At 51.7% G+C, this 17,195-nt stretch carries 13 protein-coding genes; 6 read left to right on the top strand and 7 right to left on the bottom strand.

Annotation, left to right across the window (positions count from 1 at the left end):
- Window positions 1-54: 54 nt before the first annotated feature.
- On the bottom strand, window positions 55-2,829 hold the full coding sequence (locus tag SBI19_RS11110; RefSeq protein WP_317967997.1) for a glycoside hydrolase family 3 protein: 2,775 nt from the start codon (window positions 2,827-2,829) through the stop codon (window positions 55-57).
- Window positions 2,830-3,171: 342 nt separating this feature from the next.
- Here SBI19_RS11110 and SBI19_RS11105 point away from each other — a divergent pair, with 342 nt between their 5' ends.
- Window positions 3,172-3,972, top strand: coding sequence for a phytanoyl-CoA dioxygenase family protein (locus SBI19_RS11105; RefSeq protein ID WP_317967995.1), 801 nt, complete (start codon window positions 3,172-3,174; stop codon window positions 3,970-3,972).
- 40 nt (window positions 3,973-4,012) lie between these two features.
- On the top strand, window positions 4,013-4,819 hold the full coding sequence (locus tag SBI19_RS11100) for a sugar phosphate isomerase/epimerase family protein (RefSeq protein WP_317967993.1): 807 nt from the start codon (window positions 4,013-4,015) through the stop codon (window positions 4,817-4,819).
- Window positions 4,820-4,865: 46 nt separating this feature from the next.
- Here SBI19_RS11100 and SBI19_RS11095 read toward each other — a convergent pair whose 3' ends face one another.
- Window positions 4,866-6,926 (bottom strand): beta-galactosidase, encoded by a 2,061-nt coding sequence (locus SBI19_RS11095; RefSeq protein ID WP_317967991.1) that lies wholly within the window; start codon window positions 6,924-6,926, stop codon window positions 4,866-4,868.
- 136 nt (window positions 6,927-7,062) lie between these two features.
- Here SBI19_RS11095 and SBI19_RS11090 point away from each other — a divergent pair, with 136 nt between their 5' ends.
- Window positions 7,063-7,899: an AraC family transcriptional regulator gene (locus SBI19_RS11090; protein ID WP_317967989.1), complete on the top strand. Its 837-nt coding sequence runs from the start codon at window positions 7,063-7,065 to the stop codon at window positions 7,897-7,899.
- A 66-nt stretch (window positions 7,900-7,965) separates the two neighbouring features.
- On the opposite strand, the gene SBI19_RS11085 is transcribed toward SBI19_RS11090, so the two are convergent.
- Complete coding sequence (locus SBI19_RS11085) at window positions 7,966-8,223, bottom strand: glycoside hydrolase family protein (RefSeq protein WP_317967987.1); 258 nt, start codon at window positions 8,221-8,223, stop codon at window positions 7,966-7,968.
- 259 nt (window positions 8,224-8,482) lie between these two features.
- On the opposite strand from SBI19_RS11085, the gene SBI19_RS11080 reads away from it, so the two are divergent.
- Window positions 8,483-10,354, top strand: a complete 1,872-nt coding sequence (locus SBI19_RS11080) for a beta-L-arabinofuranosidase domain-containing protein (RefSeq protein ID WP_317967985.1) — start codon at window positions 8,483-8,485, stop codon at window positions 10,352-10,354.
- Between the two features lie 109 nt (window positions 10,355-10,463).
- On the opposite strand, the gene SBI19_RS11075 is transcribed toward SBI19_RS11080, so the two are convergent.
- Both SBI19_RS11075 and SBI19_RS11070 read right to left on the bottom strand, forming a co-directional pair.
- A complete protein-coding gene (locus tag SBI19_RS11075) occupies window positions 10,464-10,676 on the bottom strand; it encodes a hypothetical protein (protein ID WP_317967983.1) in 213 nt (70 codons plus the stop codon).
- A 157-nt stretch (window positions 10,677-10,833) separates the two neighbouring features.
- Entirely contained in the window at window positions 10,834-12,819 is a 1,986-nt protein-coding gene (locus tag SBI19_RS11070) for an alpha-L-rhamnosidase-related protein (RefSeq protein WP_317967981.1), read from the bottom strand.
- 198 nt (window positions 12,820-13,017) lie between these two features.
- Here SBI19_RS11070 and SBI19_RS11065 point away from each other — a divergent pair, with 198 nt between their 5' ends.
- Entirely contained in the window at window positions 13,018-13,890 is an 873-nt protein-coding gene (locus SBI19_RS11065; RefSeq protein ID WP_317967979.1) for an AraC family transcriptional regulator, read from the top strand.
- On the opposite strand, the gene SBI19_RS11060 is transcribed toward SBI19_RS11065, so the two are convergent.
- Window positions 13,891-14,859 carry a glycoside hydrolase family 43 protein gene (locus tag SBI19_RS11060; RefSeq protein WP_317967977.1) on the bottom strand — a complete coding sequence of 323 codons (969 nt, stop codon included), beginning with the start codon at window positions 14,857-14,859 and terminating at the stop codon, window positions 13,891-13,893.
- A gap of 126 nt (window positions 14,860-14,985) precedes the next feature.
- The gene (locus SBI19_RS11055) at window positions 14,986-15,831 is read right to left on the bottom strand and encodes a helix-turn-helix transcriptional regulator (RefSeq protein ID WP_317967975.1); all 846 of its coding nucleotides are present in this window, start codon (window positions 15,829-15,831) and stop codon (window positions 14,986-14,988) included.
- Between the two features lie 135 nt (window positions 15,832-15,966).
- On the opposite strand from SBI19_RS11055, the gene SBI19_RS11050 reads away from it, so the two are divergent.
- Window positions 15,967-17,088 (top strand): glycoside hydrolase family 88/105 protein, encoded by a 1,122-nt coding sequence (locus SBI19_RS11050; RefSeq protein ID WP_317967973.1) that lies wholly within the window; start codon window positions 15,967-15,969, stop codon window positions 17,086-17,088.
- The last annotated feature ends 107 nt before the right edge of the window (window positions 17,089-17,195 follow it).

The following is a 17,195-nucleotide window of genomic DNA, read 5'->3' as shown; positions in this document are numbered from 1 at the left end:
TGAGCCGCGCTTTTTGTGTGATATTGACACCTTCGAGAGGTACATATTATTTGATTAAGTTTGTTGGAACTCAATGTAGTCGAACTGAATGCCTGGCTTGATGAACTCCAGCGTCAGCTCATAGCTGCCTGCTTCCAGTTCAACCTTCACCAGATTGCGCTTGAACCACTTACCGTCCGTACCATTCGTCTGAGCCGTCGTGATCACTTGACCATTAAGCAGCACGTTGCATGCGCTTTGCGCCAAGCCGCCGTCCGGCGACATCATGCGGCCGATCAGACGGTATTGGCCGGCTTCTGCAACAGTCAGAACGACCGCGCCGTCTTTGACCGGCTTCACTTGTGCGTCAGCTGCAATGCTCTGTCCGCCTGTCAGATCGGAAGAAGCGCTGACCTTCACTGCTTCAGCGACTTTGATCTGCTGGTTGCGCGAGAATACTGGCGCCTTGCGGATGAAGTTCAGAATGTTGATCGCGCTGCGCTGCAGCTCGCCGCGTGACAGCGTGCCGTTCGCGAGCGATTCGATCGTGTTATCTTCGGTCGTATTCGCTTCCGCACCATAGTTGTCGACAACCATGTACAGGTCATTTTGCGCACGAACCATGTGGTTAGTGAAACGTACATCGGCAGGGCCGCCGCTGACAACGTCATTCATCTTTGCCCACCAGTCCGTCATGACGATGCCCGTGTAGCCCCATTGGCCGCGCAGAATCGTCGTGTTCAGATCATAGTTCGACGCTGCCCAGTGTCCGTTGATCGGATTGTAAGACGTCATGATCGATTGCGCGCCGCCTTCTTTAACCGCCATTTCGAAGCCCTTCAAGTAGATCTCACGCAATGCGCGTTCGGACACAGCCGCGTCAACCTGCGTGCGATACTTCTCTTGGCTGTTGCAAGCGAAGTGCTTCAGCGTCGCGTTCGATCCGCCCTTGCGAATGCCAACGACATTCGTAATTGCGAACAGACCCGTTACGAGCGGATCCTCCGAGAAGTATTCGAAGTTCCGGCCGTTAAGCGGACTGCGGCGAAGGTTCATGCCTGGTCCGAGCAGCGTATCGATGTCATTGCTGAGCAATTCCTTGCCTTCGAGTACGTAGAGCTCCTCGATCAGCGGCAGGTTCCACGTTGCAGCAAGCAGCGTGCCGATTGGCACTTGCGTCGCCTTGTGGCCGCTGTCCATCCGAATGCCGGACGGGCCGTCAGCCGTACATGCAACAGGAATGCCGTAGCTGCGCAGACCTTCGCTGACGCCGCCGAATGCGGATGCTGTGCCTGGCGTTACGAGCGGGCTCACCATGCCTTCGCCGCGAACGAGAATGGCAAGCTCGTCATTCGACAGCTGTGCAACGAAATCTTCGATGCTGACTTTGCCATCTTGCACGTCACGCAGCTTGTAGCCTTGATCTCCCGTGTGATCGAAAGTTGCAGGCATACGTTCTGCAATGCGCTCGGCGAGCGACACTTGCGCAGTTGGCACAGCTTCGTAAGTCAACTCATAAGTGCCATCCGACTTGCGTGCACCTGGTTTCATGCGCGTGAAGTTTTCCGTTGGCGCAAGCGCTTCTTCCAGCTGTTCAACGACAACTACTTCATTCACTTGATAACCGCTTTGACCGTCAACGCTTACTTGAACGACATCTTTGACGCTATTGCCTGCATACAGGTTGTAGACACCCGCTTCAAGCACATACGCGGAGCGATGTCCAGTAGCGCCAGCATCATCATAAGTCGCCATCGAATTTATCGAAAACGTTACCGATACTTGCGCAGACTCGCCCGGTTGAAGCACTGCAGTCTTCGTGAATGCTGCCAGCTGCTTCGCTGGTTGGCCCAATTTGCCTTGCGGCGCTTCGTAATACACTTGCAACACTTCTTGGCCGGCATATTGACTGCCTGTGTTCGTAATTGCTGCGCTAACCTCAATGTTATCGCCTACAACCTTCGCGCTTGCCTGTTCAATCTTGAACGTTGTATAGGACAGGCCGTAACCGAATGCATACTGCACCTTCTCAGGACAGAACGTTTCGAAATAACGGTACCCGACATAAATATCTTCTTGGTAGAAATTGCGCGTGTCGCTGCCATAGTTTGCAGTCGATGGGTAGTCATCGATCGAATACGCGATCGTATCCGTCAATTTGCCGCTCGGCGTAACGTCGCCAACGAGTACATCCGCAATCGCATTGCCGCCTTCCATGCCGCCATGCCATGCATAGATGATCGACGCAATCGGATGAACATAAGCAGCGTCATCCACCCAGCTCATATCGATAATATTCGATACGTTCACAACAACGATCGTCTTCTCGAATTGAGCGGTCACGAGCTTCAGCATCGCCTTCTCGTCTTCCGTCAGCAGATAGCTGCCTGGCTCGACCGCGTTATCTTGGTCTTCGCCCGCCGTACGGCCGATGACGACAATCGCCTTGTCGGACTTGCTTCTAGCGTCAGCTACGAGCTCTTCCGTCAGCGGCATTTCCTTCTGGAACCATGGCTCAGCCGCCCAACCGCCGCCGCCGTTATCGAACGGGTTCTGCTCGATCCAGTTCTCATAAATCGACGCGAGCGATTCGTTGACCGTAATGCTCGACTTCTGGCGCAGACCGCCAAGCAGGTTCGTCGTGTAAGGCACGTTTACGCTGCCGCCTGATCCTGTGCCGCTGCGATAATAGTTCACTTGGATACGTCCGAAGATCGATACACGATTTCCTGATGTTAGCGGTAACACTTGTCCCTCATTACGGAGTAAAACCGCGCCTTCTGCTGCAACTTTCCTGCTGAATTCAGCAAACCCTGGCAAAGGAATGCCTATTGTCTTCTCTGTGCTCAACGTTTTCCCTCCACTTGATGTTTTGTATGATTCTAACAGATTCTCTATGTACCATACAACGCATCCTATCCTTGGTCATACGATCGATCATTCGAACGTATCAACTATCAGAGAATTGTACCACAAACCTTGCTTTCATTAAAACTGCAGTAATCAACGGGATTATGCTCTCCCGTCATGCTGAATGATTCAACAAGCGCAACAGTCTTCTCCGCATAAGTTGAAAATAGCAACATAGCAGAATTCCGTTAGTTAAGAGCAGAAATCCGACTTCTTGCCATATGACTGTTTGCTGTAAACTTTGAGACATAGCAGCAGTTACTACGAGAGGGGATAGCAGGAATGAAGCAGCTTTCTGTTCTGACTAGTGAACAAATGGAACAATTCGAGAAAGAAGGATACCTCATTGTGCGAGGCGTCTGGAATACAGACGAGGTTGCAGAGATTAAAAGGACATTTGACGAGATTGGTGAAAATACGATCCCAGGCTTCTTCGAACCGGATCTGTCCGAAGAGAATCAAGATCCATTAAGACGCTATCCACGCGTTATGCATCCGCATCGTTTCAACGATGTAAGCAAGAAATATATGCTCCATCCCACTGTCATTTCCATACTGGAAGACCTCTATGGAGAAGAAGCCCTTGCTGCACAAAGCATGTTCTACTACAAGCCGCCAGGCTCGCGCGGTCAGGCGCTCCATCAAGATAACTTCTATCTGAAGGTCGAGCCGGGCAACTGCATCGCGGCATGGGCTGCGATCGATCGTTGCGACGAAGAGAACGGCTGCATGCTGCTCGTGCCGAAGACGAATACGTACGATATCGTTTGCCCTGAGCAGTCCGATTCTAGCGAATCGTTCACTACCCATTATGTGAAGCCGCCGAAAGAAGAGAAACCGATTGCTGCCATCATGGAGCCAGGCGACATTCTATTCTTCAACGGCAACCTTATTCACGGCTCGTATCGCAACAAAACGAAGGATCGGTTCCGCCGCGCCTTCATCTCCCATTATGCGAATGTAAGCGCGACGCGCATTGCCCACTGGTATAACCCGCTCTATCGCGCAGATGGCGTAGAGCTTACATTAGACAGCAACCCGGATGGAGGTCCTTGCGGCATTGAGACACCAGCCTACCACTAAACTTACTTCCGCCCTCGACATCCACATGTCATGGTGGGGGATGTCGAATCTACTATTCGATGGCCGCGAGCTCAATATGGAAGAGAAATTCGGTCTCATCGCAGAAGCCGGCTTCCAAGGGATTGATGCCTTCACGCCAGAGCCGGGCGAATCCGCGGAGCTGTGGCGAACGCTATTAGAGCAGTATGGACTCGCGCTAAGCGTGAATGTTTATCCGAGATCCATCGAAGATATGCGGAATGCGTTGGAACGTGCAGCAGCTTACGGCAGTATTCGAGCGGTGAACGTGCAGGTGCTGACGCCATTCGTGACTGGCGATGCTGCCGTAACATTACTCAGCGGCATTGCTGACTTGGCAGATGAATATAAACTGCCGGTCAATGTCGAGACGCATCGCGGCACGATTACACAAGATCTCATTCGAACGGCGGAGTATGCGGAGCGGATTCCGAATTTGCGATTGACGGCGGATCTGTCCCATTATGTATTGGCTGGCGAAATGTTGAATGTGCCCGAGCAAGCTGAAGCGTACTTCCAACTCCTGCTCTCCCGCGCCGATTGCATTCATGCCCGCCTATCGAATGGCGAGCAGATTCAAGTCGACATCGGGACGGATGGATCACATCCGATGCTGGCGCGTTACGGTCAATGGTGGCAAGATGGCATGCGCAGCTGGCAGCAGTCGCATCCAGAAGGCGGCTCGCTCCTGTTCGTTCCGGAGCTTGGTCCTCCGCCCTATGCGATTACGATCGATGAGCCGACGAATCGGAAGCGAGAAATAAGCGATCGTTGGGAGCAGTCGCTCACCTTGATGCGTTATGCTCGTTCGTTGTGGGATTCTATATAGCACAAAAGCAGGCGGCCTCTCTTAGAGAAGCCGCCTGCTTCATTGCTTAGGAAGAACGTCGTTTCAACAGTTTCACACCGTTGACTGGCAATTCAACTGCACCGGATACGGAATCGCCCGATTCCATATCGTTGTAGCTCCGCTCGTCGAGCGCAACCTGCTGCGCCTCGCCGCTGAAGTTCATCAGGAACAGATAGTCGGAAGCGCCATCCGTACGAACAACTGCGGATACGCCGCTTGGCAGCTCCGTATCCAAGGCACGGCTGACGCCTGCTTCTGCTGCAACAGTCGTATAGAAGTCGCTGAGGAAATCATCCTTCAGACGTGCAGCCATGTAGTATGCGCGGCCTTGACCAAGGCGATTCAACGTCAGCGCCGGACGCCCTGCATAGAAATCATCGGTATACACGCCGAGCACCTCAGCGCCTTCCGTATGAATCAATTCGCAAATTTCGTGTGCTTCGTACGTGCCGCTGAGTCCAAGCACATTGCCTGCCGACAGCTCCAAGCCGTTGCGGTCATAGTCGTACAAGCCTTCGATCTCCTCTGCCCAGATGCCAAGCGTCTTGCGCAGCGGTCCTGGGAAGCCGCCAAGATGGCACAGATCGTGTTCATCCACGACGCCTGACCAGTAGGTCGTAACGAGCGTTCCGCCTTGTTCGACGAACTGCTCCAGCTTGCGTCCCGTTTCCTCGCGGCACATATAGAGCATCGGCGCAACAATCAGCTTGTACCCATCGAAGGAATCCTCGGAACCAATGATGTCCGTTGCAATGCCCTGCTTCCACAGTGCACGGTGATGCGCATACACCGTCTCTTCATATTTGATTCCCGAATTACGAGGTCCTTGCGAGTCCTTCACTGCCCAACGGTTATCCCAATCGAACAAAATGGCCGTTTCGGAAGGCGTAGCCGATCCTGTTACCGCCGAAATGTTCTTCAACGTCTCGCCTAAGTAAGCAACGTCTTGGAATACGCGCGTATGCTCGTGTCCGACATGGTCGACGACCGCGCCATGGAACTTCTCGCTGGAGCCGCGGCTTTTGCGCCATTGGAAGTATTGAACCGAATCCGAGCCATGCGCCACTGCTTGCAGCGAAGAAAGCTGGTGCATGCCTGGGCGCTTCAGCTTGCTGACCGGCTGCCAGTTCGTGAGGCTTGGCGTGCTCTCCATGAGCAGGAACGGCTTGCGTTTCAAGGAGCGGTACAGATCATGGTAGAACGCAATCGATGCTGCGAGCTGGCTGTCATCTTTATATTCATGCCAAGTCGGGTAAGCGTCCCACGAGATCACATCAAGAATTTCAGAGAACTTGCGATAATCGAGACCTTCGATCATATGCATGTTGGTCGTGGCAGGAAGCGATGGATTCGCGCTGCGTACCGAGTCGATCTCGTGACGGCAGAAGTCTACCGTCTGTGCCGTTACGAAACGACGCCAGTCCAAGTTATGGCCGTGCACCATCATCTCGCCATGGCGCGCCGGCGACTCTACTTGGCTCCAGCTTGTATACGTATGCGCCCAGAACGAAGTCCACCAAGCTTTATTCAGCTCCTCGAGCGTGCCGTACTCCTCTTTGAGCCAATCGCGGAACGCCTCTTGGCAATAATCGCAGTGACAGTCGCCGCCGAATTCATTGGAAATATGCCAGCCGATAATCGCAGGATGATTGCCGTACCGTTCAGCTAATTTGCTGTTGATCACGCTCGTTTTCTCGCGGTACACCGGCGAAGTAGGGCAGTGATTGTGACGCATGCCATGCAGGTTCCGGACGCGATTGCCTTCGACACGCAGAACTTCCGGATACTTCTCCGACATCCAAGCAGGACGTGCGCCGCTTGGCGTAGCGAGCCAAGCATAAATGCCGTTAGCTGCAAAACGTTCCAGCACTTGATCCATCCATTCGAACGTGAACCGGCCTTCCTCTGGTTCAAGCGCCGCCCATGAGAAAATACCGATTGCCATTACGTTGCAGCCTGCCAGCTTCATCAGGCGGATATCTTCCTCCAGCACAGCTGGATCGTGCAGCCATTGGTCCGGATTATAATCGGCGCCGTGCATAAGAACGGGAAGCTTCGGACTAATTGGCGCATGTTGTTGTGTCATTAAGGCTCGCTCCTTCGAAATTATCGTCAAATTCACTCATTCATGATTTGATTATAGCCTCCACCTTACGTATAAGCATTGAACGTTACCTCCACAAAATCGTACAATATGAACATTACGAATGGAGGGATTTCCGATGCTGCCCTTTCTGCTTGCAGAATTCGCTAACCTTGAACAAGTTCTGCCCCTCTATGTCCGCGTCATCGGCAACCATGCGCAGCGCCATCTGACACGCCCCGAAGGTTATCCGGCCCATCAGCTCTTCTTATCTCGCAGCGGCCGAGGTGTGTTTATTATAGACGGTCAACAGAAGATTCAGATGACCAAAGGTACACTGCTTCTGATGCCGGCCGATACGCCGCATGAATATTATTCCGATGATCCGAACGAGGAATGGGATCTTGGTTTCATCGGTTTTCACGGTACAGCAGCTAGCCCTATGTTCGCGCAGATGAACGAACTGCTGCTTACCGCTCTTCCAGTCTCGAACTTCAATCAGCTGTGGGAGCAGCTTGAATCGCTCTGGCATCTGCTCCACTCCAGCGGCGAGAGCGCCTATTGGGAAGCATCCAGACGGGTCTACGGCATGTTGATCAGCATTCTTGAGAATCAATATACAGACCGAAGAACGGGCAAAACGACCATCACTTCCAGCCAATCGAACGCCGCGCTTCAGACCGCTGTCAAACTCATTCATGACCATTATAACGAGCGGCTGCTAATGACGAATGTCGCTCGGGCAGCCGGTTATTCCGTTCAACATTTTCATCGTCTATTCGTGGCGAGCTTCGGCATGACGCCGCAGCAGTACATGCTGCAGCTGCGGATGCGCATTGCGGTACAGCTGTTCGAGGATTATCCGAGCATGGCTGTTGAGAAGGTGGCCGAGAGAGTCGGCATGGACACCAGCTATTTCATCCGCATGTTCAAGCGCACGTACGGGACGACGCCTAAACAGTATATGAAGAAGTAGCCATCCAAGCCTATGAACGAAGAGGTCCTCAGCAATGATGCTGAGGACCTCTTGTCTGTATATATTTTATGCGAAATGCGGTTTAATCCGGTTGTATTCATCATTCGTGATCACAAGCACTGTACCTTGCTTAAATCGATAGTGAAAGCTGAATTGCTCGTCCGATCGGATAAACCGACCGCTCGTCAAATCTTCTGAAATAAACGGAACATAGCCCTGACTCTCGCCCTGCATCCCGTAAAAGTCCAACATCAGCACCCATCTGCCATCGTTCAGCTTGAATGCCGTAGGTCCCTCGTGTTGGCAATATCCCAGCTTCATCATTTCTTCGTTGAAGGCTCGGTTCTCAACATATTCGCCCGTAATACATACAGAATCGGTTTTCCTTTTTATTAAGAATGGTATAAACGAAGATTTCATGTAATTCTATTGGATGTAAACCATGTCGTATAGATAACTAGGATTAGTCCTCAGGATAGATCAATAATTTCATACATTACATCATGTCACTCGACAAACTTGAACTCTATAATCACACATAGTTAATATGCAAAGACTGACAAGCGAATAGGAGTGAAAGAGCATGATCGAGCTAAAGGGACGGAAAGTGAAAGTTCTGGACGGCGAATTACGGCGAAGAGAAGCGGCTAACCGAACGTATTTGATGAAACTAACGAGCGATAATTTGCTGTTCAACTACCGATTAGAAGCAGGACGTTTCACAGGCAGAGACATTCCACCCGATGCTCATGGAGGCTGGGAGTCGCCCGTATGTCAGCTCCGCGGTCACTTCTTAGGACATTGGCTCTCCGCTGCTGCCATACGGGTTCATGAGACTGGCGATGCAGAGCTGAAGGTGAAAGCGGATTTGATCATAGAGGAGCTTGCGGCATGCCAACAGGACAACGGCGGTCAATGGGTTGGACCCATTCCCGAGAAGTATCTCCATTGGATCGCGAAGGGGAAGGATATCTGGGCGCCGCAGTATAATCTGCATAAGCTCCTGATGGGCCTCGTTGATATGTACATTTACGCCGAGAATAAGCAGGCGCTTGAAGTGGCAGGTCGTTTCGCGGATTGGTTCTTGGAGTGGAGCAGTGCATTCGACAGAGATAAGTTCGATAACATCCTGGATGCAGAAACAGGCGGAATGCTTGAAATATGGGCAGAGCTGTTATCCATAACAGGCGATGCCAAATATATCGCTCTCCTTGAGCGTTACTATCGACGCCGGTTATTTCAACCGCTGCTCGAAGGCAAAGATCCTCTCACGAATATGCATGCGAACACGACGATTCCAGAAGTGCTTGGCTGCGCGCGAGCGTATGAAGTCACTGGCGAGGAACACTGGATGGACATCGTACGCTCTTATTGGAACTGTGCGGTAACCGAACGCGGCTATCTCGCTACGGGCGGACAGACGTCCGGCGAGGTGTGGATGCCTAAGATGAAGTTTAAGCTGCGTCTTGGGGATAAGAATCAAGAGCACTGCACCGTATATAACATGATGCGTCTGGCGGAGTTCCTGCTACGGCATTCGAATGACCCCTCGTACGCGCAATACATCGAGTACAACCTATACAACGGGATCATGGCGCAAGCTTATTATCAGGAATATAATGTTTCAGGTAAAAATCACGGTCATCCGACTACCGGACTGCTTACGTATTTTCTTCCGATGAAGGCGGGTTTACGCAAGGAGTGGAGCACCGAAACGAACAGTTTCTTCTGCTGCCATGGCACGATGGTGCAAGCGAATGCTGCACTGAATCGGAATGTCTATTACCAATCGGATGACGGCATTCATATCTGTCAGTACTTCGATACCGAGCTGGAAACGTCCCTCGAAGGACAAGCAGTCAAGCTACTATTGCGGCAAGATCGTATGAGCGGAAGCATGCTGCAATCGTCTGATATTGTTGGATATCAAGCGATCAATGAAGCCACGGCTCGTCACGCCAATATTCCGAATTATCGCAAATACGATTGTGTCGTGCAGCTATCCGAACCGAATAGCTTTGCGCTTCGATTCCGCATTCCGGAATGGATCATGTCTGAGGCTAGCATTTATCTGAATGGAGAACGCATTGGAACAACGTCCGACAGCACTGTATTCTATACCGTCAATAGGCTGTGGAAGGATGGCGACAAAGTCAGCATCCTTCTGCCGATCGGCATTCAGTTCATCCCGTTGCCTGACGATGAGAGCATCGGCGCGTTCCGATATGGGCCTGAGGTGTTGGCTGGACTATGCGATGCGGAGCACCTGCTTACGATTGAGCAGGACGATCCTGCCTCAGAACTTGAGATGGAGAACGAACGCGAATGGGGAGCCTGGCGCTACTTCTTCAAGTCTGTTAACCAGAATCCAGCGATTGAGTTCCGTCGAATTCGGGATGTTGGCTATGAACCGTATCAGATTTATTTTAAGGTGAGGAAAACCGCTGCAGTATAACTTGCTGAGGAAATAAAGAAGGTTGAGCAGGGGAATTCCCTACTCAACCTTCTTCAATATATAGGGACTTCTGCACACCATAAGTTACGGCTCTTTGAAGCTGCTTTGCTTACCGATCAGCTGTCCGCCAGCCCATCCTCCGTTCTTCCTGGATGGGTGAAGTAGAAATATTAGCCTCATCCCCTTGCACCACAACATCCGCATGCAAGCCGATTGTGCCATCATCCTCGCGCACACCAGGCTTATCGAGTATCGGCCTCTTCCACGTATCTAGGTCGTTGAAGCGGAATCCCCCCTGTCCTCTCCACTCGTCAACGATCATCCAATAGAAACCCTCAAACCAGCATACGTCGGACCTTCATGCGGGCGTTCTGTAAAAACCGGACCGACGACATTCCACTGATAGAGATCCGAGCTGTCAGCCGCATAGGGAAGCGACGCCCAGGTCCGTGCCATGCCACTAACGGTTCATAGCATGCTTATTCGACTCTAACACCAAGCTCCAGCACGAAAGGCATATCCTTCTGAAGCAGGTACTCCTTACCGTTAATCCGTACTGTACCGCCATTCTTATCCGTAATGACATGCAGCCTCTCAGAACTCATCTTAACCGCTACCACACCGCCGTTTACTGGAACTGTCCCTTCAATCCGTTCCAATCCGCCTAGCTTCGGCTCAACAACGAACGTTTCATAACCTGCCGATGACGGATAGACACCGAGATAGTAACGTCCCAGCAAATAAATCGGACTCGCGCCCCATGCGTGGCATAGGCTCTTGCCGTAACGGTCGCCGTACATACCGTAGTGGTCAAGGCCGCTAACCGATGGATTGTACTCTTCCCAGAAGGTCGTCGCCCCAAGCGCCAGCATGCCGCCCCAGTACTGCTCCATCCGCTGCGTCACATGCTCCAGCTGTCCCGTCTGACACATCACTTCAAGCTCATAGAAGGCGAAGTAAGGCGTACTAATCTGAGGTACCTCATCGTTCAGCAACACATTCTGAATGATCGACTCCCGCTGCCGGTCATCTGCAATGCCTAATAGGATGGCGAAAATATTCGCATGACGCGTCACATTCCTCCGGCCTGACTCGAAGCTGTCGATATACGCGCCATGTTCCTCGTCCCAGAAGCGGGCATTGATCTGCTCCTTCAACCGTTCGCTCTGCTTCAAGTATTCCGCTTCTCCCTTGCCAAGCAGCTCGCCGCACGCCCATGCCGCCTTCAAGCTCTCTGCCAGCAGCATCTGCTCCGCACACACTGCACCTGTCCGGTCGTACTCCGCCCAGTCGACGAACACCCAGTCTCCGTCGCGGCCCCGAATGAATCCATCCTCATCCGTCCGCGAAATGCAGTAGTCCATCATCGACTTCATCCGTGGATAGATGAATGTTACGAACTCAAGATCCTTTGTCGCCTCATAGTAGGCATGAACACTCATGATCCAATAGAACGAATAGTCAACAATCGTATTCGTGTGCGTTGCAATCGGGTCCTTGCCGCGGAGCGCAATGATCGTACGCTTCGTAATATCCGTATCAAAGTACAAATAATTGTTGATGAAGTAACTCTGGTAAGCGTCCCCCGACCATACCCACCGATCGCGCTTAATCCCATCGAGGAAAAATTCCCGGCTGTTCAGATGGAACGTATACTCCGCCGTCTCCCATATCCGGTTCAGCAGCTCATTCGAAGACGTGAAGCTGCCGATTCGGTTGAATGGCAAATACTCATACCATGCCGTCAGCTCGAACGAAGCTGACTCAGCCCCTTGAACGAATAAATAACGGAACGCACGAGCATTGCAGCGGTACGACGTGCTGTCCGCTGGAATCGTATCGATTAAGATGCTGTGATCCGTATCCAATGCCTCGTCTAGCGATTCCCCGTAGAACAGATGAATGTCCGCTGCTGCTTCCACATTCTCGAATTCGAGCAATGCGAACGTTTCACGGCCGAAGTCGTAAACAATGCCTTCTGCCCTATGTTCGATCGATACCGGTACAATCTTCATATATTGGAATGCAAATTGGTTCGGATCGTCCTCGCGGTTCTGATACAGCACATTGCAGCCAGCAGGCAGCCATTCGCGGCCGAATTCATTCGCTTCCCACGTCGTATCGCTCGCCGTCTCGCCGCCTTCCACAAAGATACAAGGCAGTCCATCCGTCCGCGCCACATGAACGATAATTTCATGCTGCCCTTCAGATAGCGTGATCGGCCGCTGGAATGAATGCTTCTTCCCATCCACCCATACATGTCCGACGCCATGTGCGTATACCGTCATTTCTTCCACTGCATCGCAATGAACCTTCTTGCGGAAACGTACGTTAGGATAGCAGTCATCCAGTCGCCAGAACGCAGGCCATTGATAGTCGCGTTCTTCCCGCCGCATGCTTAACTGCAGATGATGATAGATTTCAAAATCACCAGGGTACCAAATCCACTGCGATGCTGCTGTCATGAGGAGTCATCCTTTCATCCGCTCCGCTGACAACGGAAGCGGGACCATAGTTTCGTTCCTTATAGCCCCATTATATCGGCTGGACCATGACCACCCCCTTGCGCAACGGACATTTCACCCTCGTCATAAGGACATAAATACAGCGTTTACGTTATACTAGACACAAATAGAACGAATCCGGATACAAGGAGCTTCTCTATGAAACAACAACCGAATCAATTGTTTGAGAAGGATTATTTTCTGCATCGCAACTCGCTTATGTTCGTCAACCGATTCACGGAAGACTTCAATGTCCCTTACCATGCGCATGATTTCATTGAATACTGCTATGTAGCGGAAGGAACAGGCTTTCACCATGTCGAGCAGGATACGTTCCCGATTCACAAGGGTCAGCTGTATGTGATTCCCGTTGGCGTATCCCATGTGTTCCGGCCTGCAACCCCGGATCGCTCGAGCAAACCTCCCGTCGTCTACAATTGTCTGTTCGATATTCATCTTGCTGCCGTACTGTCCGGCTTGCAGGAGCAGCCGATTCAAGATCATCTATCTGCGCTGGCGAACCATACTTCCTCCTACTTCTCTGTCTTCGACCGCGAAGGCGCGATAGAGCGCCTCATGATCCAGCTTCTCCATGAAATGAACACGAACGCAATCGGCTCGCACGCGATGCTCCACGCACTGCTCAGCCAGCTCATCGTCACCGTCTACCGTCTCAAGTATGTCGACCATGAACGAAGCACGGCCGAAGCATCCGCTGACGCTGGCTTCCATCGAATAATCGACTACGTAGAGCAGAACCTCCACACAGCCGTCACATTAGTGGAATTATCCCGTATATCAGGCTGGAGTTCACGGCATCTGCAGCGGTTGTTCGCCCAGCATACCGGTCAATCGTTCGGCTCTTTCCTGCAAAATGTACGCATCCGGCGCAGCTGCGAACTGCTGCGCAGCAGCAGCCGCAAGGTGAGCTATATTGCCGAGCTGGTGGGGTATCGGAGCATCGATTCGTTTAACGAAGCGTTCAAAAAAACCGTAGGGCTTACCCCTACGGCTTATCGAAAATCTATTTAATTATTCAGCTGCCGCTGCGCCTGGCTTGCCGAAGTACGGCGTGCCATCTTCCTTCCAGGTGAATCGCTGCACGCGGGCATGGCGGTTCGGATCGGACAACGCGCCGCCTATGATGTCCTTATAAGGCCGTGCGTGATAGACGATCAGATCCGTTACCCCATCTTCCGCAACGGTAAAGCAGTTGTGACCCGGGCCGAAGTTCTCCGTTTCCTCGTTCGTCTCGAACACCGGAAGCGGGTGCTTCGTCCAAGAGCTGGAGTCTAGCAGATCGCTGTCTTCTGATGCTTCCAGCAAACCGACACAGTAGCGGTGATCCGTTGCGCTCGCGGAAAATGCAACGAAGATGCGACCATTGCGCACCAGTACAGCAGGTCCCTCATTGACCCGGTGACCTTGAATCTCCCAATCATATTGCGGCGTTGACAGAAGTACCTGCGGACCAACAATCGTCCAAGGGTTCGCCAGCTTGGCCATATACAGATTGCTGTCATCGCCTTCATACTGCGCCCAGATCAGATACTGCTCGCCTTTATGATTGAACGTCGTCGCATCAAGCGAGAAGCTCTCGAAGTCGAGCTCGATCTTCCCTTTCTCCACCCATGTGCCTGTGATCGGATCCGCATCCGCACATTCCAGCACATAAGGACGGATTGCCCAGATTTCCTCTGCCTTGCCAGCCGCGAAGTAGATATACCACTTATCATCGATATAATGAAGCTCCGGCGCCCAGATATGATGACCCATCTCGCCTGTTTCATGTTTGCGCCAGATCACCGTTTCTTCGGCGTCAACGAGTCCTTCGATCGTCGAAGCCTTCCGGAGCACAATGTTATCGTACTCGGGCACCGATGCCGTAAAATAATACGTTCCATCGTTATGCTTCCATACATAAGGATCCGCTCGGTTTACAATCCACGGACTCGTATAGCCAGTTTCTTCACTCACTTTAACATTCCGGTTCATCGTCATCCCACGTTCGCCTGCCTCTATGTAATCTTTAATGGTAGCGATTTCATTATAAAGGAATTCGTTAATTAATAGGGATAAATCGATTATTTCAACTAAATCCGCATTGGATTAATGTAAAACAATATCCTATCTCTCGTTTCGATAAAATAACGGTGCCCTTCCCGTTACCGATTTGAACACCCGATTGAAATGAGTCACACTCCCATACCCAACCTTCTTCGCTATTTGACTAACCTTCATCGCCGATCCTTCAAGCAGCTTCTTCGCTTCCTTAATGCGGACGCTGCTGAGATATTCAACGAATGTGAAGCCTGTCGCCTCTTTGAAGATGCGGCTTAAGTAATAGGGGCTTACATAGAATTTGTCCGCTACTATTTGGAGGGACAAGTCTTCCATGTAATGGCGATTGATATACTGCGCAATCTCCGAAATCCGTTCATGCATCGCGCTTGGCGAAGCGACCGGCTGCACGCTCCCTTGTCCGGCATGCCGACAGCACAAGATGAGCAGCTGCTGAACAAGTGTCTGCGCGAACAATTCAAATCCCGGCTTCTGCTCCCGCATCTCCCTTATGATCGCCTCCGCCAGCCCATCGATGGATACGCGATCAAGCAGCGGCAAACGAATAACGAGATACTCGTGGTCCAGCAACGGTTGAAGAACATTCGGCGCAGCCGATCCTGTCTGCTCTGTCATCCCGAGATAGCTCGGATCCATGTTAACGATAAGGCGCTCATGCTCAGGCATAGCCGCATTGATTGTCCGATGCACAATATTCGGAGAGACAATAACAACATCGCCCGCTTCCATCGCAATGGTCCGATCCTTAATAAAGAACGAACGCTGCCCGGACATCAGATAATAAATCTCATAGGTGCTGTGAAAATGACTAATCGGCATATGATGGCTCGGCGCCTTCCGATAGGATACAAGAAACTTACCTGTGTCATCTTCATGATGAAGCTCTGCCATATCGAATCCTCCTTACGATTAGCTAGCCGTGCAAACTCGCGCAAGATATAAGAAGAAATCATAGATTATCGCAATAAATGTACATATTCCAATGCTACGATACATGTATGAACGATTCAAGGAGGAAACTATCCGATGAACACATCCGTTAGCAGCCATGCACAGGAAACGTTAAAGCCAATTCAATGGGCGGAGAAAGCATGCGAGGCCCTTATGACGAAGTTCGAGCCCGAGAAGCTTCCGCCGGAGCGGTTTCACTATCATCAAGGCGTATTCCTGTCCGGCATGACAAAGGTCTGGCAGCAGACGGGCGACGACCAATATTACGACTATATGAAGAGCTGGGTCGACAGCCATGTACAGGCTGACGGCATGATTGAGAAAATCAAAACAGACGAGCTCGACGATATTCAGCCAGGCGTGCTGCTCTACCCACTGTATGAACGGACCGGCGATGAGCGTTATAAGAAGGCCTTGTACAACCTAGTTCCGCTGATGAAGCAGTGGAAGTCGAATCCATCAGGCGGCTTCTGGCATAAGGATCATTGCCCGAACCAAATGTGGCTCGACGGCTTATATATGGGCGGACCGATCGCCGTCCAATTCGGCAGCGTGTTCAACGAGCCGGAATACTTCGACATGTGGGCGTATCAAGCGATTCTTGCTGCGCAGCATGCGAAGGATCCCGTCTCTGGTCTGCTGTACCACGGCTGGGACGAGACGAAGCAGGCCAGCTGGGCGAATCCTGACACAGGGCTTGCCGCCGAGTTCTGGGGGCGCGCAATCGGCTGGTTCCCTGTTGCGCTGCTCGAAATGTTCGAATATATTCCAGACGATCATAAGGACAAACCTGCACTCATCCGCATCGTACAGGATCTGCTGACATCCCTAGTGAAATTCCAAGATGAAGCGACTGGCCGCTGGTATCAAGTTGTAGACAAAGGCGACCGCCCAGATAACTGGCTGGAGAACTCCTGCACCTCCCTATACGTTCATGCGATCGCGAAGGCTGTTCGCTTCGGCTATCTGGATCCGAAGTACTTGGACAATGCCTGGAAGGGCTATCAAGGCGTTATCGACACGCTGCGTTTCGACGATAACAATCAGGTTGTTATCGGCAACATTTGCATCGGCACGGGTATCGGCGACTATGCTCACTATATCGCACGGCCGACGAGCGAGAATGACCTGCACGGCGCAGGCGCGTTCATTCTTATGTGCGCCGAGATGAATCTCGCGCAGCAGGCTGGACAATAAAAAGATTAAGGGCGTTTCCATATGGATAGGAAACGCCCTTTTTAACAAGATAATCCAATGATTCGTATACCGCGCACAATTCCAATTGACGAAACTCGGAGAATGAT

Source organism: Paenibacillus sp. CCS19 (assembly GCF_033239625.1).
Taxonomy (GTDB): domain Bacteria; phylum Bacillota; class Bacilli; order Paenibacillales; family Paenibacillaceae; genus Paenibacillus_T.
Note: the sequence above shows the minus strand (reverse complement) of the source record. Positions and strands in the feature narration are given on the sequence as shown.